Origin of the sequence: Sulfuriferula sp. GW1 (genome assembly GCF_047300855.1) — a bacterium.
Classification (GTDB): domain Bacteria; phylum Pseudomonadota; class Gammaproteobacteria; order Burkholderiales; family Sulfuriferulaceae; genus Sulfuriferula.
Genome location: NZ_CP170197.1, coordinates 2,112,543 through 2,138,855 on the forward strand (window position 1 = coordinate 2,112,543; position 26,313 = coordinate 2,138,855).

A 26,313-nucleotide genomic window follows, 5' to 3' on the forward strand; every position below is an offset into this window, starting at 1 on the left:
GGACGTCAATCCGTCTTGATGGCCGAAGCGATGCTGTCCACTACCGGCTGGATTTCTGCGCGCTTCAATTTGAGCGAGGCCTGGTTGACCACCAGGCGCGAACTGATGTCCATGATGTCTTCCACAGCCACCAAACCATTGGCCTTGAGCGTACTGCCGCTGCTCACCAGATCGACGATTACATCGGCGAGCTTGACCAAGGGCGCCAGCTCCATCGAGCCATACAGCTTGATGAGGTCCACATGCACGCCCTTGGCGGCGAAATATTCGCGTGCGGTTTTCAAATATTTGGTGGCCACGCGCAAACGCGCGCCTTGATGCACGGCCTGTTCGTAGTCGAAAGCCGGATGGGCCGCCACCATCATCTTGCAACGCGCGATGTTCAAATCCAGCGGCTGGTACATGCCCTCGCCGCCGTGCTCGATCAACACATCCTTACCCGCCACGCCGATATCCGCAGCGCCGTATTGCACATAGGTAGGCACGTCAGAGGCACGGATAATCACCAGGCGCACATCGGGCCGGTTGGTGGCGATAATCAGCTTGCGCGATTTTTCCGGATCCTCGCGTGGAGTGATCCCTGCAGCTTCGAGCAGCGGCAGGGTTTCCTGGAAAATGCGGCCTTTGGACAGTGCAATGGTAATCATGGGTACCTCAGGTCATTTTACGCGACGAATACTCGCACCCAATTGGGCGAATTTTTCTTCGATGCATTCGTAGCCACGGTCGATATGATAAATGCGTTCAATGATACTTTCACCTTCGGCCACCAGCGCCGCCAGCACCAATGACGCCGAGGCACGCAGATCGGTCGCCATGACCACTGCGCCTTCCAGCTTGTCTACGCCACGCACCAGAGCGGTGTTGCCTTCCACCGAGATGTCGGCACCCAGGCGCTGCATTTCCTGCACATGCATGAAGCGGTTTTCGAAAATGGTTTCGGTGACCGTCCCCACGCCCTCGGCGATACAGTTGAGCGCCATGAATTGTGCCTGCATATCGGTGGGAAATGCCGGGTAAGGCGCGGTTTTAAGGTTCACCGCCTTGGGGCGGGTACGCATTTCCAGGCTGATCCAGTCGTTGCCCACATCGATATGGGCACCGGCTTCGCGCAGCTTGTCCAGCACCGATTCAATAATGTCGGCACGCGTATTCAACACCCGGATCTGCCCCTGCGTGATCGCGGCAGCCACCAGGTAGGTGCCGGTTTCAATCCGGTCCGGCATGATTTTATGAGTGGCGCCGTGCAGCTTGTCGACCCCCTCAATAACGATGACATCGCTACCCGCGCCTTCGATTCTGGCGCCCATCGCAATCAGGCAATTGGCCAGATCCACTACTTCAGGTTCACGCGCCGCGTTCTCCAGAAAGGTGGTGCCATCGGCCAGGGTCGCAGCCATCATCAGGTTTTCCGTACCGGTCACGGTCACGGTATCCATGAAAATGCGCGCCCCCTTGAGACGGCTGGCCTTGGCGTGGATGTAGCCGTGTTCGATGTTGATTTCCGCACCCATCGCCTGCAAACCTTTGATATGCAGATCGACCGGGCGCGAACCAATGGCGCAGCCGCCCGGCAACGATACCCTGGCTTCACCATAGCGCGCCAGAATGGGGCCGAGCACCAGAATCGAGGCGCGCATGGTTTTGACCAGTTCATACGGCGCTTCAAGCTTGTCCAGATGCGCTGCCTGCAATGCCACGCCGCCCTGGTCGTCGAGCGAGACCTGCATGCCGAGATGGCCGAGCAGGGTCAGGCTGGTGCTGATGTCCTTGAGTTTGGGCAGGTTTTCCAGATGCAGCGTATCCGCGCTGAGCAGGCCGGCACAGAGTATCGGCAGCGCTGCATTTTTCGCACCCGAGATGCGCACTTCTCCCGACAGACGTGCGCCGCCCTGTATCGCCAATTTATCCATCAGTTATTCCCTGCTGCCCATTCTTCCGGGGTCAGGGTTTTCATGGAAAGCGCGTGGATTTCCGCCTTCATGCGATCGCCCAGCGCGCGGTACACGATCTGGTGCTGCTGCACGCGATTTTTGCCGCGGAATTCAGCGCTGACGATGAGCGCTTCAAAATGCTGGCCATCGCCGGCCACGCGCACGAGTTCGCAGGGCATGCCCTGTTCAATATATTGCTGGATGTTTTCGGGAGTAACCATGTCTATTAATGCCGGAGTTTGTAGCCGCTTTTGAGCAGAATCAGGGTGAGTGCGGATAATGCCACAAAGCACACCCCTACCACCAGCAGGCTCAATTGCGGCGTTACGTCGGCAATGCCGAAAAAGCCATAGCGGAACCCGTCTATCATGTAGAAAATCGGGTTAAAACGCGACACCCCCTGCCAGAATGTTGGCAATGAGTGGATCGAGTAGAACACTCCGGAGAGAAACGTCAGCGGCATGATGAGGAAATTCTGAAACGCCGCCAGCTGGTCGAATTTTTCCGCCCAGATACCGGCGATAATTCCCAGCGCGCCGAGGATACCCGTACCCAAAAACGCAAAAACAATCAGCCACAGCGGATGCAGAATGGTGAGCTGGGTAAACACCAGCGTGACCACAAATACGCCCAAACCAACCACAACGCCGCGTACCACAGAGGCGAGCAGGTAAGCCGCAAAGAACTCCAGGTAGGACAGCGGCGGAAGCAGCATGAATACGATATTGCCGGTGATTTTGGATTGAATCAGGCTGGACGAACTGTTGGCGAAGGCATTCTGCAGCATCGACATCATCACCAGTCCGGGTACCAGAAACGCGGTGTAGCGAACGCCCGGATAGACCTGTACATGCGCTTCCAGCACGTGTGAAAAAATCAGCAGGTAGAGCAGCGCGGTAATCACCGGCGCCAGCACTGTCTGGAACGACACTTTCCAGAAGCGCAACATCTCCTTGTACAGCAGCGTGTAGAAACCGACCATCACGACGCCCCCATTACCTGGACGAAAACATCTTCCAGATCCGGCTGGGTAAGCTCCATTTCCTGAATGCAAATACCCGACTCGCGCAACTGTGCCAGCACGCCCTCCATATCCGCGTAGTGATCCAAAGCCAGGACATATAAACCATCGGTGTAACTGACGACACGTGCGGCCAGCCCGGCAGGTAGCGCGTCGGGTGTAATCCTTAAGCACAGATGGCGCTCGGCGATACTTTTCAGGAGATTGGCTGTGCTGTCCAATGCCACGATGCGCCCCTGCTTGAGCATGGCGACGCGATTGCACAAGGCCTGCGCTTCTTCCAGATAATGGGTGGTGAGCACGATGGTGTGGCCATCCTCATTGAGCTTGCGAATGAATGCCCACAGTGACTGGCGCAGTTCCACGTCCACCCCGGCGGTGGGTTCATCCAGGATAATCACTGGCGGCTTGTGCACCAGTGCTTGCGCAACCAGCACGCGCCGTTTCATGCCGCCGGATAATGTACGCATGTTGCGATCGGCCTTGTCGAGCAAATCGAGATGGGCCATGATCTCGTCGATCCAGTCGTCATTGCGGCGCAGGCCGAAATATCCGGATTGAATGCGCAGTCCCTCGCGCACGGTGAAAAAAGGGTCGTACACCAGTTCCTGCGGCACTACGCCGAGCGCCGTGCGCGTGGCGCGGTAATCATTCACCACGTCGTGGCCCATCACCGCGGCGCTGCCGCTGCTGGCCCGAGTGAGCCCGGCAAGGATGCTGATAAGCGTGGTTTTGCCCGCGCCATTGGGGCCCAGCAGGGCAAAAAACTCACCTTGCTGCACTTCCAGGTCGATGCCCTGCAAAGCGTGCAAACTGCCGAAATGCTTGTGTAACTGGCGAACCAGAATGGCCGGTGTAGTGCCCATTTATTGGGGGATCAAATCCAATACACCATAAAGCGTGGCGAGCCCTCTCAGATTGGCCGGCAGATTGATGCAGCGCAGTTCAACTCCAACTTGCTCGGCTTCACGCCGACATTCAATAATCAGGGCGAGCGCTGCCGAATCGAGCTCGTTCACCTGGTGAAAATCGATGATATTCGCGCCCTGCCTGATGGCATCGGTGCTGGACTTCAGCACCTGGGTAATGGTGGAAATAGTCACTTCCGCATCGAGAACGCAGATGGCGTTTTCGGCTGCTGTCATTTGTGCGTACTGTGCGATTTTTTATCCATCCCGGCCCCCGGTTTTTCCTGCTGAGGAGCCGCATTCTGCTGATTGCGGCTAGCGAGCGTACGAATCAGCCCATCGATGCCCGACTGGCGGATTTCCGTGCCAAACGAACTACGATAGTTGGTCACCAGGCTGACGCCATCGATAACCACATCGTAGACTTTCCAGCCGAAGGGGGTTTTTTCCATGCTGTAGTCGATCGGGATAGGCTGCGCGCCGGGCTGCTTGACCTGCGTCTGCACTGTCACGTCGGTCGCGCCGGGGGCCATGCTAAATGGCTTGAATTCGATGGTCTGGTTATTGAATTCGGTCAGCGAACTGGCATAGGTGCGCACCAGCAAGGTACGAAATTCCTGAATCAGCGACTGGCGCTGGGCCGGCGTTGCCCGCGACCAGTATTTGCCCACTGCAAGCATGGTCATATGGTTAAAGTCGAAATTGGGCAGAACCTTGGCGTCGACCAGCTCGTATACCTTGTGGGTATTGCCAGCCTGAATGTCCTTGTCTTTCTTAAGAATGGCGACCACTTCCTGGGTGGTGGTCTTGACCAGCACATCGGGCGCCACATCGGCAGACGCAGCGACGGCTGCTCCGTGGGCGGCGATCAAAAGGCTCAACGCTGCCAGGCTTCCCAGCAGCCATCTCTCCACTTGCGTAAATGATTTCACTATGGGTTCATCCTTCATGATTAAATTTGTCCTCCAGGGTTCATGTTATTTGAGTTCACCGGCAGCACGGTACATTTGGGCAACATCCATGTTGTAATCGTTCACCGTCTTCAGGTACTCGGCCTGGGTCAGCGCATAGGTTTTCAGGGCATCAGCCACTTTGTCTGCCGGTTCAAGGCCGGCGTTGAAGTCTGCCAGTGAAGAAATCATCCAGCGCCGCGCCGCTGTGGCGCCTTCGGCCAGATCCTGCACCGCCTGATAGTTGGCGTGAACATGCTGATAGGCTTCGGATACCTGAAATGGAATCCCGGCTTGCGCGTACTGATTTTTATAATTCAGCGCTTCCAGTTCGGCCTGCTCCTGCGCCACCTTGGCATCGGTCACATCAAATGCCATGTCCCATTTAACCCCCACAACCGGCGTTGCGCCGGCATTGTTAAATGGATCATATACGTAGGGATTGTTCAGCCGGTCGCGCCGCGATGCGTAATTGGCGGTGCCGACAATACCCGCATAAACGTTCGGATATTTCTCCGATTTTTTTGCGGCAACCAGTGCGCGGCGAGCACGCATCCCCGCTTCCAGCTGCGCCATTTCCGGACGATCCTGCAATGCTTTCGACTGTAATTCTGCCAGGCTATCCTTGGGCAACGCTACCGGGGCCAGGCTATCATCCGCCACTTGCAAATCGGCATCCATCCCCACCCCAGTGAGTACCTTCAAACCATTCAGGCTGATTTTTTCAATGGCCTTGGCCTGGCTCAGATATTTTCCCAACATGCCTCGCGCCGCTTGCATCGCGTACAAATCGGATTGCTTGGATTCGCCATTATCATCCTTGAGGTTTTGGCCGACTCGCTTCAGCGCGCTATCCAGGCGATTCTGCACATCTTCCAGGAAACGGCGTGAATCACGCGCAGTCAGATAGCCATAATAAGCACGCTTGACATCCATTACCGTGTCCGCCTTGCTGATGCGCACATCGCCGCGTTTGACATCGATATTGCCCTCTGCAGCCTCGCTGTAATGCTTGATTTTTCCAAACGTAAACAGCGGCTTGATTAACGCAACCTGCAACGAAGTCCAGTCGGACAGACCGCCCGGAAATGGGCCATCGGTACGCGGCGTCGTGCCGGATGTCGCCCCGCCCTGATAAAAGCCACCGCTGACCGCGGGTGCCAGACCTACGAACAGGTTGGCATTGATACGCCAGCCATCATTGGCTTGCGCCTCTTCGAGCAGCGCACGCGCCGATTCCACCAGTTGTTCGCGCTCCTTGACCCGAGGATCGGCATTCAGGCTCATTTGCACCGCCTGCTGCAAATCGACGGTCTGCGCGAAGCTGGCTGCTGGAAAGGCAACCGCCAGCACCAGCATGAATCCCGATAAACCATTCATCATTTTAATATTCATTATTGAGTTCCTTGAGTTGCAGTCGCGCCTGCGGGGGTGGGTGCGGGTGATTTGTCCGAACCACCCGCAGCCTTGCTATAGAGAAAATTGCTGATCAGGTTCTCCAATACCACGGCCGACTGGGTAATCTGGATTTTATCGCCATTAGCGAGCTTTTTGTCACTGCCACCGGCATCCAGGCCTATATATTGTTCACCCAGCAACCCTGAAGTCAGGATGGCCGCGATGGTGTCCTTGGGAAAGGTATAGCGTTTATCCAGGCTCAAGGTAACCTTTGCTTCGTAAGTCTTGTCATCGAACGAAATCTCGCTCACCCGCCCGACCACCACACCTGCACTTTTTACCGCGGCCCGCGGCTTGAGCCCGCCAATATTGTCGAAGTCGGCCGTTACGGTATAGGCATCGGACAGATTAATGCTTCTCATGTTCCCCACCTTAAACGCCAAGACAAGCAAAGCTGCCAGTCCCGCCGCTACAAACACACCTACCCATAAATCGAGAGTAGTTCTTCCCATTTCTTTATACCCCTTTGAACATGAATGCGGTGAGCACAAAATCCAGCGCTAGTATCGTCAGCGAGGAGGTCACCACCGTACGCGTGGTCGCACGCGACACTCCCTCCGCTGTGGGTGGCGCGTCGTAGCCTTCAAATAACGCAATGGTCGTCACCGCGAAACCGAACACACAACTCTTGATGAAGCCATTAACCACATCGTGGCGCACATCCACCGCCGCCTGCATCTGCGACCAGAATGCTCCGTCATCCACGCCTATCAGCACCACACCCACAAGATATCCGCCAAATACACCCATCACCGAAAAAATCGCCGCCAATAGCGGCATCGAAAAGACACCGCCCCAGAAGCGCGGCGCCACAATCCTTGCGATAGGGTCTATCGCCATCATTTCCAGGGCTTTTAATTGCTCCGTGGTTTTCATCAGTCCGATTTCAGCAGTAATCGCGGATCCGGCACGACTGGCAAACAGCAAAGCAGCCACAACCGGTCCAAGTTCACGCACCAGCGACAATGCAACCAGCACCCCCAGGGATTGTTCCGAACCATAGGTTTTCAAGGTTTCATAACCCTGAAAACCCAGCACCATGCCCACAAACAATCCCGACACCGCAATAATGATCAGTGACAACACACCGCTTGAATAGATTTCGCGGATCACCAGACCAGGTCGCGTCAGGCTGGTGCATGAGCGCAGAAGCGTAAGCATCAGAAAACGCGTAATGTAGCCCAGACGCCAAACGCCTTCTATCACCCTTCGCCCGATAGCGGAGAAAAAATTCACGCCGATACGCATCATTTGCGCGCCCCCAGTCCGAGGTCCTGCGTATAACTGGACGCAGGATAGTGGAAAGGCACCGGGCCATCTTCTTCGCCATGCACAAACTGGTGCACGAAAGGCAGGCCTGAGGCACGAATCTGATCCGGTGTGCCTTCGGCCTCAATCGCGCCTTCGGAAACGAAATAAACATAATCGACAATTTTGAGGGATTCATGCACGTCGTGGGTGACCAGAATCGAGGTCAGCCCGAGTGTATCGGTCAATCTGCGAATCAAATTGCCCACCACACCCAGCGAAATCGGGTCAAGACCGGCGAACGGTTCATCGTACATGATCAACATGGGATCGAGCGCCACCGCCCGAGCCAATGCGACGCGCCGTGCCATGCCGCCGGACAGTTCGGACGGCATCAGCTTGCTGGCGCCGCGCAAGCCCACTGCGTGCAGTTTCATCAATACCAGATCACGGATGAGGGTTTCAGACAGATCCGTATGTTCACGCATCTGGAAGGCGACATTGTCGAACACGGACATGTCGGTAAACAGCGCGCCAAACTGAAATAACATGCCCATTTTGCGGCGCAATTGATACAGCGCCTGCTGGTCAAGATCATGCACCAGTTGCCCGGACACGCGCACCTCGCCCTTGCTGGGGCGAAGCTGCCCACCGATCAGTTGCAACAGCGTGGTTTTACCACAACCGCTGCCTCCCATGATGGCGATCACTTTTCCTCGCGGCGCAACAAGATTGATCCCTTGCAAAATCGGACGCTTGCCATAGGCGAAAGAAAGATTGCGAATTTCGACCAGATTGTCTGTCGACACGGATATGCCTTAAAAAAATAGAAAAATAAAAAACTTGGCGCTATGGTGCCACAGGACAGGCCGTGGCATATCGATCAAACCATGTCTTTACCAGAATTCACTACGCATACAAACGGCTGGTACTGAACCCGCTTTGCAAGCTCAGGATTGCGAAGCCCATCAATGCGGCACCTTTCTGAATGCGGTGAGAACAAGGTGAAAACTGACTGAAAAAATACACCTGAATTTTCTACTGAAACCGATTAAGCACTGTATTCAGGACCAACGCATTTTATATCGGCTGCGAGGCGTGAACAATTTAATAACCCAGAATTTCCAGCAAAGTCAGCGCCTGTTGTAAATCGGCCACAACCTGCGTGCGACTGATCAGATAACACGGCGTCCCCGGCGTCTGCGCGCGTTGCTGAATTTGTGCCGACAACGCACGCCAATCCGGCTCATCCGGCAACCACAAACAGAATGCCTGCAATGCGGATGCGGGGGCAGCCTGTCCGGTGCGCGGCGCCAATACAGCCAGGCGTCTGCGATCGGCTTCCGACAAGCTGGCTGGCGTCTCCAGCACAAAACGAAAACGTGGCAAGGTATCGTCCAGCCACTGTACCAGCGTCGCCTCGGGCTGTTGCGACCAGTCCGTGTAGCTGAGGTAGCAGCAAGTGAAAAAATTATTGTAATAGGTCAACCGCCAGTCCGCCGGGAGATCATCCGGGTAAAAGCTGCCCACCCAGCCCTCATGATCCCAGCCCTGCGCACCGACATAACACGTATAGTTTGGCGAATCCGTCATGATGCTGGCATTATAACAGCCCCCTGTGACCCGCTCCGGCCATGCAATTCGACCTGTTTTACGAGATTTCCCAGCCCCCGCATCTGGCGCGCAGCGAGGCGCAGGCATACGCCGATACCCTGGCCGAAATCGAGCTGGCCGATCGCCTGGGTTTCGGCTGTGCGTGGCTGGTCGAGCATCACTTCATGCGCGGCTACTCGCATTCTTCCAAGCCTGATCTGGTGCTGGCCGCGGCCAGCCAGCGCACCCGGCACATCCGCCTGGGCCTGAGCGTGGTACCGCTGCCCTACCACCACCCCGTGCACGTTGCCGAGCGCGTCGCCACTCTGGACATCCTCACCGCAGGACGTCTGGAACTGGGTATCGGACGCGGTTTCTCTCCACAGGAATATGGCGTGTTCGGCGCCGCCATGAGCGACAGCCGCAACCGCACGGCGGAGTCGCTGGCGATCCTGCGCCAGTCATTCCTGCGTCGCCCGGTCACCTTTCATGGCGAGCATTATCACCTGGATGCGCTGGATATCCTGCCCTACCCGGTGCAATCCCCGCATCCCCCGCTGTGGACCGCAGCGGTCAGCCCGGACACTTTCACCTGGGCGGCGCAGCAACAGCTCGGGATGCTGGCCGGGCCGTTCAAGCCATGGATGATGGTAAAACACGACATCCGCAACTATCTCGACAGCGCGGCTGCCGCGCCTGCGCCGCGTGCCGGCATGACCGTCGGCATCTTCTGTCTGCCCGACGGCAAGCGTGCCCGCGAGCTCGCCAAACCGGCACTGACATGGTTTTACACTGCGCTGTTCGCGACCACGCTGCCGGTGCTGGAAAAACTCTACCCCAGCTATGAACACTTTCACGATCTGGGACGCTTCCGCAGCCTGATCAAGCTCGGCATCAATCTGAAGCTGCTGGAAACATTCGGCATGGCCGTCGTCGGCACGCCGGCAGAATGTATCGAGAAACTGCAAAAATATCGTGAGGCCGGGGTGACCAACCTGCTCTGTGCGGTAGGGGCCGGTGCACTTCCGACCGAAGCCATCCAGGAATCCATGCATTGCATTGCAGAGGACGTCATGCCTGCCTTGCGCACCTGAACGCCATGCGTGTATTCATTAGCGGTAGCGCCAGCCACCTTGCCCGCGCCCTGTTGCCGCGCTTGTGCGATGACCCGGCGATCGAATCGGTGCTCGGGCTGGATATTCAGCCAGGATGGTTTGAGCACCGGAAATATCGCCACGTCCAGGCGGATCTGCGCGATGTCAGTCTCGCCCCGCTGTTGCAAGGCTGCGACGGCCTGGTGCACCTGGCATTTGTGGTGCTGCGCGGCAAGACCCCGGCGCACGCGATGCGCGCGATCAACCTGGATGCCTCGCAGCGTTTGTTTGCCGCAGCCAGCGCGGCGAGCGTGGCCCGCCAGGTGCATCTGTCCAGCGCGGCGGTGTACGGCAGCGGCGTGCTGGTTAATGAAGCAGCGCCACTCAAGCCCATCCCGGGCTTTCTGTATGGCGAGCACAAAGCCGAACTGGAACACTGGCTCGCGTCACATTACCCGGATGTGGTGCGGATGCGCCCGCACATCATCCTCGGCGCCCATGCCCAGCCCCTGCTGAAAACCTTGCTGCATCAACCGTTTTATGTGCGCCTGCCCGATCCGCAACCGCAATTGCAATGCGTGCACGAAGACGACGTGGCCACGGCGATTGTGCTGGCACTCAAACAACCGGCAGCGGGCGCTTACAATCTGGCCGCGCACGACAGTTTCAGCTTCCGCGACGCGATTCGCGCGCGCAGCCGCGTGGCAGTGCCGATTGCGCCAAAATTGGCTGACGCGCTGCTTAAACTGGTCTGGGGAATGACAGGCGCAGGCGGCGAACCCGGCTGGATGGAGGGTGTGCACCAGAGTCTTACATTGGACAGCGGCCGCGCTCGCAATGAACTCGGCTGGCGTCCGCTGCACACCAGCCGGGATATGTTGACGCGCTGAATTACTCGCGCCGCCAGTTGGTGCCTTGTGCGCCATCCTCCAGCACGATCCCGGCGTCCAGCAATTGCTTGCGGATGCGATCTCCTTCGGCAAAATTTTTGGCCTTGCGCGCCGCCGCACGGTCAGCGATCAGTTGGTCTATCTGTTGTGCTGAATAGGTACTGCCGGTCAGCGCCTGCAGATAGCTTGCCGGATCGTTTTGCAGCAAACCCAGCACGCCGCCAAGCGCGCGCAGCAACGCAGCATCCTGCACCGAACGCGACTTGTTGGTCTCGCTTGCCAGTTCGAACAACACCGCCATGGCCTCGGCACTATTGAAGTCGTCATCCATCGCCGCCTTGAAACGCGCCGCATGCGGGTGCGCCCAATCGATCTGGATGTCCAGCGGCGGAATATCCCGCAACGCCGTGTAAAGCCGGGTCAGCGACTGCCTGGCGTCATCCAGATGCTGGTCGGAATAATTCAGCGGGCTGCGGTAATGGGCGCGCAGGATGAAGAAGCGCACGGTTTCGGCATCGTAGCGGGTCAGCACTTCGCGGATGGTGAAAAAATTGCCCAGCGACTTGGACATCTTTTCGTTATCCACGCGCACGAAACCATTGTGCATCCAGTAGTTCACAAAGGTGCAATTGTGAGCACCCTCTGACTGCGCGATTTCGTTTTCGTGGTGGGGAAACTGTAGATCCTGGCCGCCGCCATGGATGTCGAAATGCGCACCGAAATAATGTTCGCCCATTGCCGAACACTCGATATGCCAGCCCGGGCGGCCGGCTCCCCATGGTGAATCCCACGCCGGCTCACCGGTCTTGGCAGCTTTCCACAGCACGAAATCGAGCGGGTCGCGCTTGTTCCGGTCCACTTCGACGCGCTCGCCCGCGCGCAATTCATCCAGCGATTTCCCGGACAGCTTGCCGTAACCGGGAAAAGCATGCACCGCGTAGTAGACATCACCATTCTCGGCCGGGTAAGCCAGGCCACGCGCGATCAGGGTTTCGATCATGCGCAGCATGGGCGCGACAAATTCGGTGGCGCGCGGCTCATGGGTAGGTGGCAGCACACCCAGCGCGGCGGCATCCTCATTCATGGCGGCGATAAAGCGCGTGGTGAGTGCGTTGATGGATTCGTGATTCTCGGCGGCGCGCTTGATGATTTTGTCGTCGATGTCGGTCACGTTGCGCACGTACTCGACGACATAACCTGACGCGCGCAACCAGCGCGTCACCATATCGAAAACCACCAGTACGCGCGCATGACCCAAGTGGCAATAGTCATACACTGTCATGCCGCACACGTACATGCGCACCTGGCCAGGAGTAATCGGAATAAAGGTCTGTTTTTCGCGGCCCAAGGAATTATAGACGGTCAGCATGATATAAATTGCGAATGAAAGTAGCGAAGATTTTGAAGCCGTGGGAGTTCTTGCTAGAATTAGCCTCCCTGGAATTGTGGCTGGCCGAGTATAACATAATGAAATCCCCCTCAATTTTTGTACTTTTATTTGCCCTGCTTTCCATATTCTCATTTTCAGCGAGCGCGGCACCTGCACCTGAAGTACAAGAGATCAGCAATTTAATGAAGCAAGGACAGCTGGCCGCAGCATTGGAACAGGCGAACGCCTACATCGCAAAGCATCCACAAGATGCGCAAACCCGTTTCATGAAGGGCTTGATTCTGACTGAACAGAACAATAAGGCGGAAGCCATCAAAACCTTCTCTGCACTCACCAGGGATTTTCCGGGCTTGCCAGAACCCTACAATAATCTGGCCGTACTGTATGCCGCACAAGGCAAGTACGACGCAGCAAAAACCGCGTTGCAAATGGCAATCCGCACCAACCCCAGCTATGCCACAGCTCAGGAAAATCTGGGCGACATATATGCAAAAATGGCTACTGCCGCCTACGACAAAGCCTTACAGCTCGATACCCGCAATACTTCTGCGCAAACAAAATTGATGTTGATTCGCGAATTATTCAGCAAAAACGGTAATACCGTACCAGCCCAGACTGCCGACGAAAAAGCAAGAAAACTTGCGGCCGGAAAAATGCTGGATGAAAAAACCATCGTTGCCGCTACTGCAGCCAAGCCAGTTGCACGACCCTCCGAGAAACCCTCGGCAATAGTAGCCAAGGTCCAGGAAAACATAGCAGTGCCCAAGGAAAATCCGGATGACGCCGCAGTGACTGCTGCCATTGAAGCCTGGGCCAAGGCCTGGTCCAGGCGCGATGTCGATGCCTATCTTGCCGCTTATTCTCCCAAATTCAAGCCACCCGGCGGGGAATCACGGACATCGTGGGAGAAAACTCGTCGCGAACGGATTACATCTCCCAAGAAAATAGTCGTTGAATTAACGGACATACATATCAAAAACCTCGGCGCCAATCGTTATCAGGCGGACTTCCGGCAAAGCTATCGTTCCGATAAACTGGTTTCCCGCACTCATAAAGTGATGGAACTGGTAAAGTCCGGGCACAAATGGCAAATTATCGAAGAACGCAGTCGCTAATCTACCCGTTCCTGATTCCCTATGCCTTCGTCCAGTATCTTGGTAAAAATCATAACTGCCATCCTGCTGGTCATGCTGTGCCTGGCGACTACCGCTCAAACGCAGGAACTCTTGGCGATGGCGACAGCGCCTTTTTCGCTATCGAACGGATCACCGCGTCCTTTCAAGCCGGAACCCAATCATCCGGAAGCCATGCTCAATCAGGCACTCCTTTCGATCAGCCACAATCATCTCGATCAGGCTCTCGAAAGCATCAATCATCTGGTAAGCCTATACCCGGATTTTCGTCTCGCGCAACTCATTCGCGGCGATTTGCTGTTAGCCCGGGTTCAGCCCATCCTGAGCCTGGGCAACATCAACGCCGCACCACATCAGCTCGATGATTTGCGCTCTGAAGCGCGCGTACGATTGAATAGCTATCTGCAACGGCCTGCCAGCGGACTGGTGCCCCGGCAGTTACTGAAACTCGATTCGAGCCAGACAACAGCCGTTGTAGTAGACACTTCGAAATCGCGTTTATTCCTGTTTCAAAATCGGAATGGTGTCTTGACACGTCTTGCCGATTTTTATGTCACTATCGGCAAGAATGGCGTCGACAAAATGCGTGAAGGTGATAAACGTACGCCACTGGGCGTGTATTACATTACCGGGAAAAAAGATGGCAAGAAAATCGGGGCTTTATACGGTGATGAAGTCTTCCCGCTCAATTATCCCAACGACTGGGATCAAAGACAGGGACGACACGGACATGGTATCTGGCTGCATGGCACACCAAACGGTACCTACAGTCGCGCCCCAAAATCCAGTGACGGTTGCGTAGTGCTGGCGAATGCCGACTTGAGCGAACTGGGCAAATACCTGACCATAGGGATAACGCCGATGGTTATCACCTCGCATATTGACTGGGTTGCTCCGCAGAGTATCAATACCGACAAAGCAACACTGTTAAGCGCTGTGGAATCCTGGCGGCGTGACTGGGAAAGTCTCAAGCCCTCACTTTATCTGAACCATTACGCCTCAAATTTCAGCGCAAATGGTGAAAACCTGAGCGAATGGGCCGCAGACAAGCGACGCATTAACGAGACGAAAAGCTGGGTCAAGGTCAAACTGTCGCAAATCAGCGCACTTGAATATCCCGGCGAGGCCAACCTGGCAGTGGTCAATTTTGAGCAGGATTATCGGAGCAACAATTTGAACAGCCGTAGCCGCAAGCAGCAATATTGGCAACATACGAATGGCGAATGGAAAATCGTCATGGAAACCACTCTTTAACTTACATTCAATACGGAGCATATACATGGTCAAGCTGCACACCAATCACGGCATCATCACTCTCGACCTCTACGCTGACAAGGCGCCCAAGACTGTCGCCAATTTTCTCGACTATGTAAATAGCGGCGCTTACAACAACACTATTTTTCATCGCGTGATTGACGGTTTCATGGTGCAGGGTGGCGGATTTGAACCCGGCATGAACCAGAAGCCCACCAATGCACCGGTCGAAAACGAAGCCGCCAATGGCCTAAAAAATGAGGCCTATACCGTGGCCATGGCACGTACCCCAGACCCGCATTCGGCGACCGCACAGTTCTTCATCAACATCGCCAACAACAGCTTCCTCAATTTTACTGCCGCCACACCGCAAGGCTTTGGCTACTGCGTATTCGGCAAGGTAGTGGAAGGCCAGGACGTGGTGGACAAAATCAAGAAGGTCAAAACCGGCAGTCGTGCCGGCCACCAGGACGTCCCTGCTGAAGATGTCATCATCGAGCGCGCTGAAGTCGTCTGACCCGCATGAGCGGTATCCCGCACAGCCTGTTCATCTCCGACCTGCACTTGTGCGAAAGCCGGCCGCAAATCAGCCGGCTTTTTTTTGATTTCCTGAGGACGCACGCGCGCAACGCTGAGGCCCTGTACATACTTGGGGACCTGTTCGAATCCTGGGTGGGGGATGATGACGAAACATCGTTGAGTCGCAGTGTTGTTGAGGCATTACGAAGCCTTTCAGATAGCGGCGTGGCCGTATACCTGATGCACGGCAATCGCGACTTTTTGCTGGCGCGGCCATTTGCCGATGCCAGCGGCGCGCGTCTGCTGGCTGACCCCACGATGATGGATTTATACGGCCAACCAACCTTGCTGATGCATGGCGACACGCTATGCACCGATGACACAGCCTATCTGGCTTTCCGCGCCCAGGTGCGCGATCCTGCCTGGCAGGTAGGTTTTCTGGCACAGCCGCTCGCAAAACGCCACGTCATGGCACAGCAGGCACGCAACCAGAGCGAACAAGCCAAACAGGGAAAAACCGCCGCGATCATGGACGTCAATCAGCAGGCGGTGATCGAAATCCTGCGCGAATATGCTTATCCGCGCCTGATCCATGGCCATACTCACCGTCCTGCGCGCCACCTTCTGCAAATCGATGGACATACCTGCGAGCGCTGGGTTTTGCAGGACTGGTATGAAAGCGGAGGCTATCTACGCTGCGATGCCGCGGGTTGCAGCGCACATTCACTCACTTGCCCTGAACCTGATCCGCGTTAATGATTTTGTATTTGGGCGGCAATTCAAATAATGCCGCTTGCGATGCATGCGTACTGTGTGAGACATAGCGGCGGCTACGCCCATTGGCGTACACCTCTTCAATGGGCAGCCCGTATTGCAGGGTACGCCGGATCTCGAATACATGTTGTGCCAGATCGCACTGATCGCGCATTTCCGGGGGGGTACGCTGCCAGGTTAACGCCTCCACCCGGGACAGCGTTTGCCGATAGGTGGCAAGTGCTGAGGTGACATCGGGTAAAAGTTTGTCAGTCGCAGTGATTTCCATGCATGGCTTGCCATTGACGCCGAGGGTAAATTTACGCGTGTTGCCTGGCAGTTGTTTGACCTGCTCCTGGATTTTCCAGGGCGTGGGCTTTGCCAGCGTCACCGGATGCGGATTGTAGCGGTAAATATTTGCATCGCTCCGTATCACGTTATAAACCGTGCCTGTGTGGCGATCCATCAAAATGAAATCGCCGGCGTCCTTGCCCGAATCCATACGCATGAATTTTTTGTTCACCAGGATACGGGTGGGATAAGCCGCAGTACCTGGATCCTGATCGAGATAATCCAGTTCCGTCATACTCTCGGCCAATCCCAACATAGGCCATAACAGTAACACCCAGAGCAGTTTTGTAGTCAGCTTGTTCATAGCGCGTCCAACCCTCTAGCCAGATCATTCCGAATATCGCGCACCGATTCCAGTCCAACCGCCACCCGCAACAGACCGTCACCGATACTGGCTGCGCTGCGCTGCTCCGGGGACAATCGGCCATGCGTGGTGGTAGCCGGATGGGTAATGGTGGTTTTTGCATCGCCCAGATTCGCGGTGATCGAGATCATGCGGGTTGCATCCACTACTTTCCATGCCGCTTCCTTGCCCCCCTTCACATCAAACGCGACGATGCCGCCCCCGCTGCGCTGCTGGCGCATCGCCAGCGCGTGCTGGGGATGCGATGACAGGCCTGGATAATACACTCGTGCCACACCCGGATGCTGTTCCAGCCAGTTCGCCAGTTGCAGTGCCGAGGCTGAATGCGCATCCATGCGCAGCTTGAGCGTTTCCAGCCCCTTCAGGAACACCCAGGCATTGAATGCGCTCAGGGTAGGGCCGGCGGTACGCAAAAAAGTGAACACGCCCTCCATCAGTTCCTTGCTGCCCAGGACAGCACCGCCCAGCACCCTGCCCTGGCCATCCAGGTATTTGGTAGCGGAATGAATCACGATATCCGCGCCCAGTTCCAGCGGGCGTTGCAACGCCGGAGAACAGAAACAGTTATCCACTGCAAGCCGTGCGCCGCATTCCCTAGCCAAGGCAGCGAGCGCACCGATATCGCTGATTTCAGTTAGTGGATTGGATGGCGATTCAACGAAAAACAACTTGGTATTGGGGCGTATGGCGCGGCGCCATTCGTCCAGATCCGTCGGTGACACCAGCGTCGTCTCAACTCCAAAGCGCGCCATGATGTTGTTGAACAATTGCACGGTGGAACCGAAGACGGAACGCGAAGCAACAATATGCTCGCCGGCCGACAGCAGCCCCATTACGGTGGCCAGGATGGCGGACATGCCGGAAGCCGTCGCGACACAGCGCTCCGCTCCCTCCAGTGCGGCCAGACGCTGTTCGAACATGGTCACTGTGGGGTTGGTGAAGCGCGCGTAAATATTGCCCGGTTCCTCACCCTTGAAGCGCGCCGCGGCCTGCGCGGCACTGTTGAACACGAAGCTGGAAGTGAGGAACAACGCCTCGCTATGCTCGTTGAACTGGCTGCGCTCTATACCGGCGCGCACGCCCAGGGTTTCAATATCGTAATTTTCGTCCATGCTGTCTCCAATAAAAAACCCGTTCAGCCAGAAGCTGGAACGGGTTGTTCCGCTTTAGCTGAATTTATTAAGCGCCCGCAAGCTGTTTCAAATCGGCGCGTGTGGGTCGACTATAGCCCTACCCGCAACAGTGCGTCAACCGCCGCGCCCGCCAGCGACCAGATTAAGGTCAAGCTGCAGTGTATCCATGTCCTTGCCGTCTTTCATGCCTGGATTGCAGCGCACGGACTCGATCAAGGCCAGATAGGCTTCGGAGATATCACCAGTAACATATTCTCCATTGAAGCAGGACGCATCGAAATGCAACAAACCTGGATTGAGTTCGCGCACGGCGTCGATCAGCGAATCGATATCCTGATAAATCAAGGCATCTGCGCCAATTTCACGGGCAATTTCCGCGTCGTTACGGCCGGTGGCGAGCAATTCCTGGCGCGTAGGCATATCGATGCCATACACATTGGGAAAACGCACCGGCGGCGCAGCGGATGCAAAGAATACCTGGCGTGCGCCGGCATCCCTGGCCATCTGTACAATTTCGCGGCTGGTGGTGCCGCGCACGATGGAATCATCCACCAGCAGTACGTTTTTGCCTTTGAATTCGATACCGATGGCGTTGAGTTTCTGGCGCACCGATTTCTTGCGCATCGCCTGCCCCGGCATGATGAAAGTACGGCCAATATAGCGATTCTTGATAAACCCTTCGCGGTAGTCCAGGCCAAGCTGGTTGGCCAGTTGCAGCGCGCTGGGACGACTGGTATCGGGAATCGGGATCACCACGTCAATCTGCAGATGGCTCCAGTCGCGGCGTATCTTTTCCGCCAGACTCTCGCCCATGCGCAGCCGGCTCTCGTACACGGACACGCCATCGATCACCGAATCCGGGCGCGCCAGGTAAACGTATTCGAAAATGCACGGATAATATTGAGGCTGTTGCGCGCACTGCATGCTGTGAAACTGCCCGGCTTCATCAATATATATCGCTTCGCCGGGTGCCACATCGCGCATGATTTTGAAATCCAGCGCATCGATCGCCACACTTTCCGAGGCCACCATGTATTCCATGCCTTCAGCACTCTGCCTGCTGCCAATGATCAACGGCCGGATGCCGTAAGGGTCACGGAACGCCAGCAGGCCATGCCCTGCGATCATTGCCACGACTGCATACGCGCCCTTGCAGCGCCGATGCACACCGGATACCGCCTTGAAAATCCGCTCCGGATTGAGCCGCTGGCTGTTACCCACTTCGACCAGTTCGTGCGCCAGCACATTCAGCAATACTTCGGAGTCGGAACTGGTATTGACGTGACGCAGATCGAGGCGGAACAGGTCTTCCTTGAGCTGATCAGCATTGGTGAGATTGCCATTGTGACCCAGCACGACACCGAATGGCGAATTGACATAAAACGGCTGCGCCTCTGCGCTCGAAGCCGCATTGCCGGCAGTCGGATAACGCACATGACCGATACCTGCATTGCCCAGCAGATTGCGCATGTCGCGGGTACGGAACACATCGCGCACCAAACCATTGGCCTTGTGCATGTGGAAAGTGTTGCCCTCGGCGGTAACAATACCCGCTGCATCCTGGCCACGGTGCTGGAGCACCAGCAGGCCATCGTAGAGTAATTGATTGACGGGACTATGAGAGACGATACCGATAATGCCGCACATGATAATTACCTGTAATGAATATGATTGACCAGATCAATCGGCAACCACGGTTGAATCATAATAGCCAAATGTTCAAACACCCCGGAAAGCAATGCTTGACGCCATATATCGGTTTTCGGCAATTGGGTCAGCCCGGCCAACAAGACCAAAATGGTTACAATCACCATACCTCGTAAAAAACCGAACGCCATCCCCAATATTCGATCCATCGCTCCCAGACCGAGCGCTTTCAGCGATTCGGATAAAAGCATGCTCAGCAACATCGCCAGTGCCATCACCACGATGAAGATCGCGATAAATCCGGCCAGGTAACGCAATGCAGGATTGCTTATAAAATCGGGCATCACACCTGCTGCAGTGGAGGCGAATGATTTTGCCGCGACAAAGGCCAGCACCCAGGCAGCCAGCGACAATACCTCTTTGACCATCCCCCGCATCAGTCCAACCAGCACTGACAGAGCAACGATACCAATTACAACAAAATCGAAACCGGTCACGGTTTATCTAAACTCACCACTGTGGCTTGCACACCCAGCAATGCAATCCTGGCCTGTGTACTATCCGCTTGCTCACGCGTTTTGAATGGTCCGGCGCGCACTCTGGTTGCACCGCCCGGCAGGCCTTCAGTATAGGTATGAATCCCTCCGGCCAGGAGTTTGTCGCGCAACTGGCGCACATTTTCTGCATTGCTGAATGCGCCCAGTTGAACAACAAAATGGGTAGAGACAGCGGGTTTTTCAAGTGTTTCTTTGGTTGCTTTGTGAGCCGGTTCGGTCTTCTGCGCGGATTTTTCCGGAGTTTTACCGGAAGTTTGTTCCGGCTTGGGCGCTGCCGCAGTTTTGGGTGCAATCACTTCATGCGCAGCATTCGCATCCGCGCTTGGCTTGGAAGGGGTAATGGCAGGCTCTGTCCGGTCAACCGTTGTTGTCGGGGATGGTGTAGCTGCCTTATCCGTCGCAACGGGTGCCGATTGAGTTGTAGTCGCTGGACCAGACGGTGTGCTGGAAGCCACCGGCGGAGCGGAAGCCATCGGCGCTGTCGTGGGAGAAGGAATGCGGATTTCGATATCGCGATCCAGCGGGCGTGGTTGCTTATCCAGCAACATGGGCAGAACTATCGCCGCCAGCAATAGCAGTGTCGCTGCACCCAGCAGGCGGCGCCGCGCGCGGCGGCGCATACGCAATTGTTCTTCGGAAGTGGCTTGAATGGCCATGATGCAATATTTTCCTGTTTATCTGCCAGTAAGCTGCAACACTTGAGCGACAGTGTAGAAGGAACCAAAGACGCAGATTCTATCATTTTCGCGGGCCCGTTCACAGGCAAGCCGCCACCCCTGTTCCACATTATCACTGCATGTTATCGGTACGCTGATCCCTGCTTTACGCAGTACCTCGTGCAGAACCTGTGCTGTTGCGCCGCGCGGCACATCCAGGCTGGCCAACAGCCATTCGTCCACCTCGTGCTGCATGGCTTGCACCACACCGTTTATGTCCTTGTCTGCAAGCATTGCCATGAGCACAAGTGTTTTACCCTGGCTCGGACGGGCTTTTAAATTAGCTGCCAGCGCAGCTGCGGCATGGGGATTGTGCGCCACATCCAATATCACCTCCGGCTGTCCCGGCAATATCTGGAAGCGCCCCACCGCGCACGCGGTCTGCAGGCCGTGGCGGATCGCCGCCTCGGTCACCGGCAAGCGTTCGCCCAGGGTTTCCAGTGCGGCGATTGCGCAAGCAGCATTATTGAACTGATACCGACCCGTCATGGCTGGATGGGGTAAATCACGAAATTCGTGTTGCCCGTTGTAATGCCAGCCGCTTGCTTCAGGCACAGCGCTGAACGCGACGCCGATGACGCGCAAATCCGCGCCGATGTCGGAGGCATGTTGCAACAACGATTGCGGTGGCTGCTCATCTCCGCAAATTGCCGGACGTCCGGCGCGAAAAATGCCCGCTTTTTCAAACCCGATCTTCTCGCGCGTGTCGCCCAGATATTCGGTGTGGTCGATATCCACACTGGTGACAATCGAGCATTCCGGATCGAACACATTGACCGCATCCAGCCGTCCGCCCAGGCCTACTTCCAGCACCGCCACATCGACTTCGGCACGCGCAAACAACCACATGGCGGCCAAGGTGCCGAACTCGAAATAACTCAGCGATACCGCGCCGCGCGCGGTTTCGACCGCAGAAAAAGCGGTGCACAGCGCTGCGTCATCTGCTATGCGATGATCGATGCGCACACGCTCGTTGTAGCGCAGCAGATGCGGTGAGGTATACAGCCCTACCCGATAGCCTGCCGCAGCAAGCATGGCTTCCAGATAGGCGCAGGTGGATCCTTTGCCATTGGTTCCGCCGACGAGAATCACCGGAAAGGATGGTGTGAGTTGCAGTGCCGTTTTGACTGCATTGACACGCTCCAGTCCCAACTCTATGGTCTTGGGATGCAGCGCTTCGAGGTAGGTCAGCCAATCTGCAAGATTGGCCGGGGAATTTTCCGGCATTCAGGCAGCAGTAGGCATACGCTGCATCATGGTGAGCAAACTGGCGAGTCGTCCGCGCATTTCGCGGCGGTCAATAATCAGGTCTATCGCACCATGCTGTTGCAAAAACTCGGAACGCTGGAAGCCTTCCGGCAAGGTTTCTCGCACCGTCTGTTCAATCACGCGTGGCCCGGCAAAACCGATGAGTGCCTTAGGCTCGGCAATGATCAGATCGCCCAGCATCGCGAAACTGGCGGACACGCCGCCCATGGTCGGATCAGTCAGCACCGAAATAAACGGCAACTTCGCCTCGGCCAGCTTGGTCAGTGCCGCGCTGGTCTTGGCCATCTGCATCAGCGAGAACAATCCTTCCTGCATGCGTGCTCCGCCGCTCGCCGCATAACAGACAAACGGCAAGCCATGCTCCAGACAGGTTTCGACCCCGCGTACAAAACGTTCGCCCACCACCGCGCCCATCGAACCGCCCATGAATTTGAATTCAAATGCCGCCACGACTACCGGTACCGATAATATGCTGCCGCGCATGACGATCAGCGCGTCCTTTTCCTCGGTGGCGCGCTGAGCTTCGGTCAAACGGTCAATGTAACGTTTGCTATCCTTGAATTTCAACGTATCCAGCGGCGTCACGTTGGCACCGATCTCTTGTTGATCCTCCGCGTCCAGCAGCATTGCCAGGCGGGCACGCGCATCAATACGATGATGGTGGCCGCACTTGGGACAGACTTCCAGATTGTTTTCCAGGTCAGCTCGGTACAGCACCGTTTCACAGGTCGGGCACTTACTCCACAATCCCTCCGGCATGACTTTCTTGGCTACACCGTCAGTTTCTCTGCGGTTGATCTTGGGACGCAGGATTTTCTGGAACCAGCTCATGGGATTTCCTTATTTGGTGTCTATCGCAACGCGGATACCGCGCACGAAGTTAGCGAGGTTTTCAATAATTTTCTCGCGCGGAGAGTTTTCTATCTCCTGTACGATACGGCTTCCTATCACTACGGCATCAGCAAACCGGGCGATGGCATGGGCGGTTTCACCATCACGAATACCGAATCCCACACCCACAGGCAGCCCGCAATGCTCACGGATGGCGGGGATATGCGACGCTACCTCTGCCAGGTCCAGGCTGGCCGAACCAGTTACACCCTTGAGCGAGACGTAATAGACAAAACCGCTGGCCTTCTGCGCCACCACGTTGATGCGCGCCGCGGGCGTGGTCGGCGAGAGCAGGAAAATCATGTCCACACCATAGGCGGCAAACACATCGGCGACGCCGGTACTTTCCTCGGGCGGGATATCCACCGTCAATACCCCGTCCACGCCGGCAGCCGCTGCATTTTTGGCAAACGCTTCATACCCCATGTGTTCCACCGGGTTGGCATAGCCCATCAGCACAATCGGGGTGGCGGTATTGGTTTTGCGGAACTCCGCCACCAGCGCCAGCACATCCTTGAGGCCGACATGATGCTTCAGCGCCCGCTCGGACGCACGCTGGATGGTCGGGCCATCCGCCATCGGATCGGAAAAAGGGACTCCCAGTTCGATAATGTCTGCCCCCGCCGCCGCCAGGGCATGCAGAATCGGTACAGTGAGCTGCGGGTCAGGATCGCCGGCAGTGACGAAAGGAATCAGCGCGGTCTTGTGTTGCGCCTTGAGTTGTTCAAAAACGGATGAAATACGAGACATAGATAACCAATAGGTAAATTTGGATTAGCGCCGCGCTTTAAGATTTGAAACCATCAAGGCTGCGGTTTCCTTATCCGAGGCTATCGCTGAAGCTTGCAGATGCTGAATGACACTTTGCTGATCGTCATTGCTGCGATTCTGGCTGAGTTTGAATTTGCCCTGAATTTCGGTGACTTCGATTTCGAAGCCGACAATCATATCCAAAAGTCGTGTTTTATTCTCGCGCATATAGCCCGTCTGCATAGTCTCTGGATAGTCCGCATCATGTACTGCAGTCAATTTATCGAGAATCTCTTCAAGTTGAGATTCCTCTTCAACTATCCGCGCTCTGCCATATAAATGCACAACGGCATAATTCCAGGTAGGAACACCCGGCTTGGCATACCAGCCGGAAGATACATAAGCATGAGGCCCCTGAAACACCGCCAGCGCCATCTGCCCTTGAGCCAAATGCTGCCATTGCGGATTGGCGCGCGCCATATGCCCAAGCAGCTTGCCGTGAGGGCTCGCATCCTGTTCAAACAAAAACGGAAGATGGCTCACGAAAGGCAATCCTTCGTGTGTAGAAACAAGCGTTCCAAAGGAATAATCTTCAATAAGCGCCGTGAGCCGCTGCAGATTTTCTTCCTTGAATTGCGATGGGATATACATGCAAGCCTCGCCCAGTCTACAGTTCAATCCCAGACAGCTTCGCCACGGTATTGATGTCCTTATCCCCGCGTCCGGACAGATTGACCAGCAGCACCTGATCCTTGCTCATGCCCGGCGCAATCTTGGCTGCGTGAGCGAGTGCATGGCTGGATTCCAGTGCCGGAATGATGCCTTCAAACCGGCATAAATCATGGAAGGCGCACAGGGCTTCGTCGTCGTTAATGGCAACGTACTCGGCGCGGCCGCTGTCTTTGAGCCAGGCGTGTTCGGGGCCGACGCCGGGGTAGTCCAGACCGGCGGAAATCGAGTGGGTTTCGATGATCTGGCCGTTTTCGTCCTGCATCAGATAACTGCGGAAGCCGTGCAGCACACCCGGAGTACCCGCGGACAGGGGCGCAGCATGCCGGCCTGTGGCAACACCGTCACCGCCAGCTTCGACACCGATCAAGCGTACGTTTTTGTGATCTATATATGGATAGAAAATTCCGATGGCATTGGAGCCGCCACCTACGCAGGCAATCACCGCGTCGGGCTGACGGCCGATCATGTCGGGCATTTGGGTGAGGCATTCATCACCGATGACCGACTGAAAATCACGCACCAGCATGGGGTAAGGGTGCGGGCCGGCGGCAGTGCCAAGTATGTAGAAGGTGGATTCGACATTGGTGACCCAGTCGCGCATGGCCTCGTTGAGTGCATCCTTCAAGGTTTTGGAACCGGAAGACACTGGCACCACGGTGGCGCCGAGGAGCTTCATGCGAAACACATTGGGAGACTGCCGCACCACATCATCGGCGCCCATGTAGACGACGCATTCCATGCCATAACGTGCGGCGACGGTGGCGGTGGCGACGCCGTGCTGGCCCGCGCCGGTTTCGGCGATGACGCGCTTCTTGCCCATGCGCCGCGCCAACAGCGCCTGGCCAATCGTGTTGTTTATTTTGTGCGCGCCGGTGTGATTGAGGTCCTCGCGCTTGAGATAAATCTGCGCGCCACCCAGGTGCTCCGACCAGCGTTTGGCATGATAAATGGGGCTGGGACGACCCACATAGTGTTTCAGCTCATGGCGGAATTCGGCCATGAAGGCAGTGTCCTTGCGCGCAAGCTCGTATTCACGACGCAGCTCGTCCAGCGCGGCAATCAGCGTTTCTGCCACGAAAATACCGCCGTAAGGGCCAAAATGCCCGCGTTCGTCCGGAAGTTCACCGATCCGCATTACCCACCTCTTGAATGAATTTCGCTACTTTAGCCGCGTCCTTGATGCCTTTACTTGTTTCAACGCCGCTGGAAACATCCACCGCCCACGGGTGCACACTTTGCACTGCGTGGCGCACGTTTTCCGGGTCCAACCCGCCGGATAGTATCAGCGGCAGCGGCAGGTTTTCCGGAATCAGCGCCCAATCGAACGATAGCCCCGTACCGCCGGGCTGCCCGGGTACGAAGGCATCCAGCAGCAAACCCTGCGCATCCGCATATAAAGCCGCATATTGTACCAAATTCAAGCCCGCCTTGACCCGTGCTGCCTTGATATAAGGCACATCAAACTGGCGGCAGTATTCAGGCGATTCATCACCGTGGAACTGAAGCAGGTCGGGGCGCACCTCCGTGAGTACTGTTTCCACTTGTGCCGGGTCGGCATCCACAAACAACGCGACGCGAGTAACAAACGCGGGCAGCGCCCGGCTGATGGTACGACCCTGCTCCGGCGCGATGTGTCGTGGGCTGGGTGGGTAAAACACCAGGCCGATGGCATCTGCGCCACAGCGGGCAGCGTGTACAGCATCGGCAGCGCGGGTCAGGCCGCAGATTTTTATTCGCGTTCGCATGGAGGTAATGACT

Annotated in this window: 30 protein-coding genes; 6 read left to right on the forward strand and 24 right to left on the reverse strand. The window is 56.3% G+C overall.

Annotation, left to right across the window (positions count from 1 at the left end):
- Nucleotides 1-5: 5 nt before the first annotated feature.
- The 12 genes from hisG to ACFDAU_RS10390 form a co-directional block, all read right to left on the reverse strand.
- Nucleotides 6-647 (reverse strand): ATP phosphoribosyltransferase, encoded by a 642-nt coding sequence (gene hisG, locus ACFDAU_RS10335; protein WP_413436847.1) that lies wholly within the window; start codon nt 645-647, stop codon nt 6-8.
- 12 nt (nt 648-659) lie between these two features.
- The gene (gene murA / locus ACFDAU_RS10340) at nt 660-1,913 is read right to left on the reverse strand and encodes a UDP-N-acetylglucosamine 1-carboxyvinyltransferase (protein WP_413436848.1); all 1,254 of its coding nucleotides are present in this window, start codon (nt 1,911-1,913) and stop codon (nt 660-662) included.
- Nucleotides 1,913-2,155 carry a BolA family protein gene (locus tag ACFDAU_RS10345; protein ID WP_124705549.1) on the reverse strand — a complete coding sequence of 81 codons (243 nt, stop codon included), beginning with the start codon at nt 2,153-2,155 and terminating at the stop codon, nt 1,913-1,915. The genes murA and ACFDAU_RS10345 overlap by 1 nt, the downstream gene beginning before the upstream one ends.
- 5 nt (nt 2,156-2,160) lie before the next feature.
- Nucleotides 2,161-2,916, reverse strand: coding sequence for an ABC transporter permease (locus ACFDAU_RS10350; protein WP_413436849.1), 756 nt, complete (start codon nt 2,914-2,916; stop codon nt 2,161-2,163).
- Nucleotides 2,916-3,821 carry an ATP-binding cassette domain-containing protein gene (locus ACFDAU_RS10355; protein ID WP_413436850.1) on the reverse strand — a complete coding sequence of 302 codons (906 nt, stop codon included), beginning with the start codon at nt 3,819-3,821 and terminating at the stop codon, nt 2,916-2,918. The genes ACFDAU_RS10350 and ACFDAU_RS10355 overlap by 1 nt, the downstream gene beginning before the upstream one ends.
- Complete coding sequence (locus ACFDAU_RS10360) at nt 3,822-4,100, reverse strand: lipid asymmetry maintenance protein MlaB (RefSeq protein WP_413436851.1); 279 nt, start codon at nt 4,098-4,100, stop codon at nt 3,822-3,824.
- Nucleotides 4,097-4,813, reverse strand: a complete 717-nt coding sequence (locus tag ACFDAU_RS10365) for a phospholipid-binding protein MlaC (protein WP_413436852.1) — start codon at nt 4,811-4,813, stop codon at nt 4,097-4,099. Before ACFDAU_RS10365 ends, ACFDAU_RS10360 begins: the two co-directional genes overlap by 4 nt.
- 27 nt (nt 4,814-4,840) lie before the next feature.
- Nucleotides 4,841-6,208 (reverse strand): TolC family protein, encoded by a 1,368-nt coding sequence (locus ACFDAU_RS10370; protein WP_413436853.1) that lies wholly within the window; start codon nt 6,206-6,208, stop codon nt 4,841-4,843.
- Nucleotides 6,208-6,723 carry an outer membrane lipid asymmetry maintenance protein MlaD gene (mlaD, locus tag ACFDAU_RS10375; RefSeq protein ID WP_413436854.1) on the reverse strand — a complete coding sequence of 172 codons (516 nt, stop codon included), beginning with the start codon at nt 6,721-6,723 and terminating at the stop codon, nt 6,208-6,210. The genes ACFDAU_RS10370 and mlaD overlap by 1 nt, the downstream gene beginning before the upstream one ends.
- Nucleotides 6,724-6,727: 4 nt before the next feature.
- On the reverse strand, nt 6,728-7,522 hold the full coding sequence (gene mlaE / locus ACFDAU_RS10380) for a lipid asymmetry maintenance ABC transporter permease subunit MlaE (protein WP_413436855.1): 795 nt from the start codon (nt 7,520-7,522) through the stop codon (nt 6,728-6,730).
- Nucleotides 7,519-8,328 carry an ABC transporter ATP-binding protein gene (locus ACFDAU_RS10385; protein ID WP_413436856.1) on the reverse strand — a complete coding sequence of 270 codons (810 nt, stop codon included), beginning with the start codon at nt 8,326-8,328 and terminating at the stop codon, nt 7,519-7,521. The genes mlaE and ACFDAU_RS10385 overlap by 4 nt, the downstream gene beginning before the upstream one ends.
- Before the next feature lie 298 nt (nt 8,329-8,626).
- Nucleotides 8,627-9,112 carry a DUF72 domain-containing protein gene (locus ACFDAU_RS10390; protein ID WP_413436857.1) on the reverse strand — a complete coding sequence of 162 codons (486 nt, stop codon included), beginning with the start codon at nt 9,110-9,112 and terminating at the stop codon, nt 8,627-8,629.
- Between the two features lie 41 nt (nt 9,113-9,153).
- On the opposite strand from ACFDAU_RS10390, the gene ACFDAU_RS10395 reads away from it, so the two are divergent.
- Together ACFDAU_RS10395 and ACFDAU_RS10400 are read left to right on the forward strand one after the other, a co-directional pair.
- Complete coding sequence (locus ACFDAU_RS10395) at nt 9,154-10,206, forward strand: LLM class flavin-dependent oxidoreductase (protein WP_413436858.1); 1,053 nt, start codon at nt 9,154-9,156, stop codon at nt 10,204-10,206.
- 5 nt (nt 10,207-10,211) lie between these two features.
- Nucleotides 10,212-11,096, forward strand: coding sequence for an NAD-dependent epimerase/dehydratase family protein (locus tag ACFDAU_RS10400; RefSeq protein WP_413436859.1), 885 nt, complete (start codon nt 10,212-10,214; stop codon nt 11,094-11,096).
- 1 nt (nt 11,097) lies between these two features.
- Here the strand turns inward: ACFDAU_RS10400 and cysS are convergent, their stop codons facing one another.
- On the reverse strand, nt 11,098-12,465 hold the full coding sequence (cysS, locus tag ACFDAU_RS10405; protein WP_413436860.1) for a cysteine--tRNA ligase: 1,368 nt from the start codon (nt 12,463-12,465) through the stop codon (nt 11,098-11,100).
- Nucleotides 12,466-12,479: 14 nt separating this feature from the next.
- Between cysS and ACFDAU_RS10410 the strand changes: the two genes are divergently transcribed.
- The 4 genes from ACFDAU_RS10410 to ACFDAU_RS10425 are packed head-to-tail and all read left to right on the forward strand — an operon-like array spanning nt 12,480 to nt 16,148.
- Nucleotides 12,480-13,601: a tetratricopeptide repeat protein gene (locus tag ACFDAU_RS10410; RefSeq protein WP_413436861.1), complete on the forward strand. Its 1,122-nt coding sequence runs from the start codon at nt 12,480-12,482 to the stop codon at nt 13,599-13,601.
- Nucleotides 13,602-13,640: 39 nt separating this feature from the next.
- Entirely contained in the window at nt 13,641-14,873 is a 1,233-nt protein-coding gene (locus tag ACFDAU_RS10415) for a L,D-transpeptidase family protein (protein ID WP_413436862.1), read from the forward strand.
- Between the two features lie 25 nt (nt 14,874-14,898).
- Entirely contained in the window at nt 14,899-15,390 is a 492-nt protein-coding gene (locus ACFDAU_RS10420) for a peptidylprolyl isomerase (RefSeq protein ID WP_413436863.1), read from the forward strand.
- A 5-nt stretch (nt 15,391-15,395) separates the two neighbouring features.
- Nucleotides 15,396-16,148, forward strand: coding sequence for a UDP-2,3-diacylglucosamine diphosphatase (locus ACFDAU_RS10425; RefSeq protein WP_413436864.1), 753 nt, complete (start codon nt 15,396-15,398; stop codon nt 16,146-16,148).
- Here the strand turns inward: ACFDAU_RS10425 and ACFDAU_RS10430 are convergent.
- From ACFDAU_RS10430 to ACFDAU_RS10480, 11 genes are all read right to left on the reverse strand, one after another.
- Nucleotides 16,120-16,731 (reverse strand): hypothetical protein, encoded by a 612-nt coding sequence (locus tag ACFDAU_RS10430; RefSeq protein WP_413436865.1) that lies wholly within the window; start codon nt 16,729-16,731, stop codon nt 16,120-16,122. The genes ACFDAU_RS10425 and ACFDAU_RS10430 overlap by 29 nt on opposite strands.
- Before the next feature lie 65 nt (nt 16,732-16,796).
- On the reverse strand, nt 16,797-17,972 hold the full coding sequence (locus tag ACFDAU_RS10435; protein ID WP_413436866.1) for an O-succinylhomoserine sulfhydrylase: 1,176 nt from the start codon (nt 17,970-17,972) through the stop codon (nt 16,797-16,799).
- Between the two features lie 135 nt (nt 17,973-18,107).
- On the reverse strand, nt 18,108-19,640 hold the full coding sequence (purF, locus tag ACFDAU_RS10440) for an amidophosphoribosyltransferase (protein ID WP_413436867.1): 1,533 nt from the start codon (nt 19,638-19,640) through the stop codon (nt 18,108-18,110).
- A gap of 5 nt (nt 19,641-19,645) precedes the next feature.
- Entirely contained in the window at nt 19,646-20,137 is a 492-nt protein-coding gene (locus ACFDAU_RS10445) for a CvpA family protein (RefSeq protein WP_413436868.1), read from the reverse strand.
- Nucleotides 20,134-20,853: an SPOR domain-containing protein gene (locus tag ACFDAU_RS10450; RefSeq protein WP_413436869.1), complete on the reverse strand. Its 720-nt coding sequence runs from the start codon at nt 20,851-20,853 to the stop codon at nt 20,134-20,136. Before ACFDAU_RS10450 ends, ACFDAU_RS10445 begins: the two co-directional genes overlap by 4 nt.
- An 18-nt stretch (nt 20,854-20,871) precedes the next feature.
- Entirely contained in the window at nt 20,872-22,140 is a 1,269-nt protein-coding gene (gene folC / locus ACFDAU_RS10455; RefSeq protein ID WP_413436870.1) for a bifunctional tetrahydrofolate synthase/dihydrofolate synthase, read from the reverse strand.
- Nucleotides 22,141-23,013 (reverse strand): acetyl-CoA carboxylase, carboxyltransferase subunit beta, encoded by an 873-nt coding sequence (gene accD, locus ACFDAU_RS10460; protein ID WP_413436871.1) that lies wholly within the window; start codon nt 23,011-23,013, stop codon nt 22,141-22,143.
- 9 nt (nt 23,014-23,022) lie between these two features.
- Nucleotides 23,023-23,823: a tryptophan synthase subunit alpha gene (gene trpA / locus ACFDAU_RS10465; protein ID WP_413436872.1), complete on the reverse strand. Its 801-nt coding sequence runs from the start codon at nt 23,821-23,823 to the stop codon at nt 23,023-23,025.
- A gap of 24 nt (nt 23,824-23,847) precedes the next feature.
- On the reverse strand, nt 23,848-24,474 hold the full coding sequence (locus tag ACFDAU_RS10470; RefSeq protein ID WP_413436873.1) for an FMN-binding negative transcriptional regulator: 627 nt from the start codon (nt 24,472-24,474) through the stop codon (nt 23,848-23,850).
- A 16-nt stretch (nt 24,475-24,490) separates the two neighbouring features.
- On the reverse strand, nt 24,491-25,690 hold the full coding sequence (gene trpB, locus ACFDAU_RS10475; protein WP_413436874.1) for a tryptophan synthase subunit beta: 1,200 nt from the start codon (nt 25,688-25,690) through the stop codon (nt 24,491-24,493).
- Nucleotides 25,677-26,300: a phosphoribosylanthranilate isomerase gene (locus ACFDAU_RS10480; RefSeq protein WP_413436875.1), complete on the reverse strand. Its 624-nt coding sequence runs from the start codon at nt 26,298-26,300 to the stop codon at nt 25,677-25,679. Before ACFDAU_RS10480 ends, trpB begins: the two co-directional genes overlap by 14 nt.
- Nucleotides 26,301-26,313: the final 13 nt, after the last annotated feature.

What these genes read in the sequence shown, in the direction of transcription:
- hisG (WP_413436847.1), bottom strand. Translation starts at nt 647, where the DNA reads ATGATTACCATTGCACTGTCCAAAGGCCGCATTTTCCAGGAAACCCTG.
- murA (WP_413436848.1), bottom strand. Translation starts at nt 1,913, where the DNA reads ATGGATAAATTGGCGATACAGGGCGGCGCACGTCTGTCGGGAGAAGTG.
- ACFDAU_RS10345 (WP_124705549.1), bottom strand. Translation starts at nt 2,155, where the DNA reads ATGGTTACTCCCGAAAACATCCAGCAATATATTGAACAGGGCATGCCC.
- ACFDAU_RS10350 (WP_413436849.1), bottom strand. Translation starts at nt 2,916, where the DNA reads ATGGTCGGTTTCTACACGCTGCTGTACAAGGAGATGTTGCGCTTCTGG.
- ACFDAU_RS10355 (WP_413436850.1), bottom strand. Translation starts at nt 3,821, where the DNA reads ATGGGCACTACACCGGCCATTCTGGTTCGCCAGTTACACAAGCATTTC.
- ACFDAU_RS10360 (WP_413436851.1), bottom strand. Translation starts at nt 4,100, where the DNA reads ATGACAGCAGCCGAAAACGCCATCTGCGTTCTCGATGCGGAAGTGACT.
- ACFDAU_RS10365 (WP_413436852.1), bottom strand. Translation starts at nt 4,813, where the DNA reads ATGAAGGATGAACCCATAGTGAAATCATTTACGCAAGTGGAGAGATGG.
- ACFDAU_RS10370 (WP_413436853.1), bottom strand. Translation starts at nt 6,208, where the DNA reads ATGAATATTAAAATGATGAATGGTTTATCGGGATTCATGCTGGTGCTG.
- mlaD (WP_413436854.1), bottom strand. Translation starts at nt 6,723, where the DNA reads ATGGGAAGAACTACTCTCGATTTATGGGTAGGTGTGTTTGTAGCGGCG.
- mlaE (WP_413436855.1), bottom strand. Translation starts at nt 7,522, where the DNA reads ATGATGCGTATCGGCGTGAATTTTTTCTCCGCTATCGGGCGAAGGGTG.
- ACFDAU_RS10390 (WP_413436857.1), bottom strand. Translation starts at nt 9,112, where the DNA reads ATGACGGATTCGCCAAACTATACGTGTTATGTCGGTGCGCAGGGCTGG.
- ACFDAU_RS10395 (WP_413436858.1), top strand. Translation starts at nt 9,154, where the DNA reads ATGCAATTCGACCTGTTTTACGAGATTTCCCAGCCCCCGCATCTGGCG.
- ACFDAU_RS10400 (WP_413436859.1), top strand. Translation starts at nt 10,212, where the DNA reads ATGCGTGTATTCATTAGCGGTAGCGCCAGCCACCTTGCCCGCGCCCTG.
- cysS (WP_413436860.1), bottom strand. Translation starts at nt 12,465, where the DNA reads ATGCTGACCGTCTATAATTCCTTGGGCCGCGAAAAACAGACCTTTATT.
- ACFDAU_RS10410 (WP_413436861.1), top strand. Translation starts at nt 12,480, where the DNA reads ATGAAAGTAGCGAAGATTTTGAAGCCGTGGGAGTTCTTGCTAGAATTA.
- ACFDAU_RS10420 (WP_413436863.1), top strand. Translation starts at nt 14,899, where the DNA reads ATGGTCAAGCTGCACACCAATCACGGCATCATCACTCTCGACCTCTAC.
- ACFDAU_RS10425 (WP_413436864.1), top strand. Translation starts at nt 15,396, where the DNA reads ATGAGCGGTATCCCGCACAGCCTGTTCATCTCCGACCTGCACTTGTGC.
- ACFDAU_RS10430 (WP_413436865.1), bottom strand. Translation starts at nt 16,731, where the DNA reads ATGACGGAACTGGATTATCTCGATCAGGATCCAGGTACTGCGGCTTAT.
- ACFDAU_RS10435 (WP_413436866.1), bottom strand. Translation starts at nt 17,972, where the DNA reads ATGGACGAAAATTACGATATTGAAACCCTGGGCGTGCGCGCCGGTATA.
- purF (WP_413436867.1), bottom strand. Translation starts at nt 19,640, where the DNA reads ATGTGCGGCATTATCGGTATCGTCTCTCATAGTCCCGTCAATCAATTA.
- ACFDAU_RS10450 (WP_413436869.1), bottom strand. Translation starts at nt 20,853, where the DNA reads ATGGCCATTCAAGCCACTTCCGAAGAACAATTGCGTATGCGCCGCCGC.
- folC (WP_413436870.1), bottom strand. Translation starts at nt 22,140, where the DNA reads ATGCCGGAAAATTCCCCGGCCAATCTTGCAGATTGGCTGACCTACCTC.
- accD (WP_413436871.1), bottom strand. Translation starts at nt 23,013, where the DNA reads ATGAGCTGGTTCCAGAAAATCCTGCGTCCCAAGATCAACCGCAGAGAA.
- trpA (WP_413436872.1), bottom strand. Translation starts at nt 23,823, where the DNA reads ATGTCTCGTATTTCATCCGTTTTTGAACAACTCAAGGCGCAACACAAG.
- ACFDAU_RS10470 (WP_413436873.1), bottom strand. Translation starts at nt 24,474, where the DNA reads ATGTATATCCCATCGCAATTCAAGGAAGAAAATCTGCAGCGGCTCACG.
- trpB (WP_413436874.1), bottom strand. Translation starts at nt 25,690, where the DNA reads ATGCGGATCGGTGAACTTCCGGACGAACGCGGGCATTTTGGCCCTTAC.
- ACFDAU_RS10480 (WP_413436875.1), bottom strand. Translation starts at nt 26,300, where the DNA reads ATGCGAACGCGAATAAAAATCTGCGGCCTGACCCGCGCTGCCGATGCT.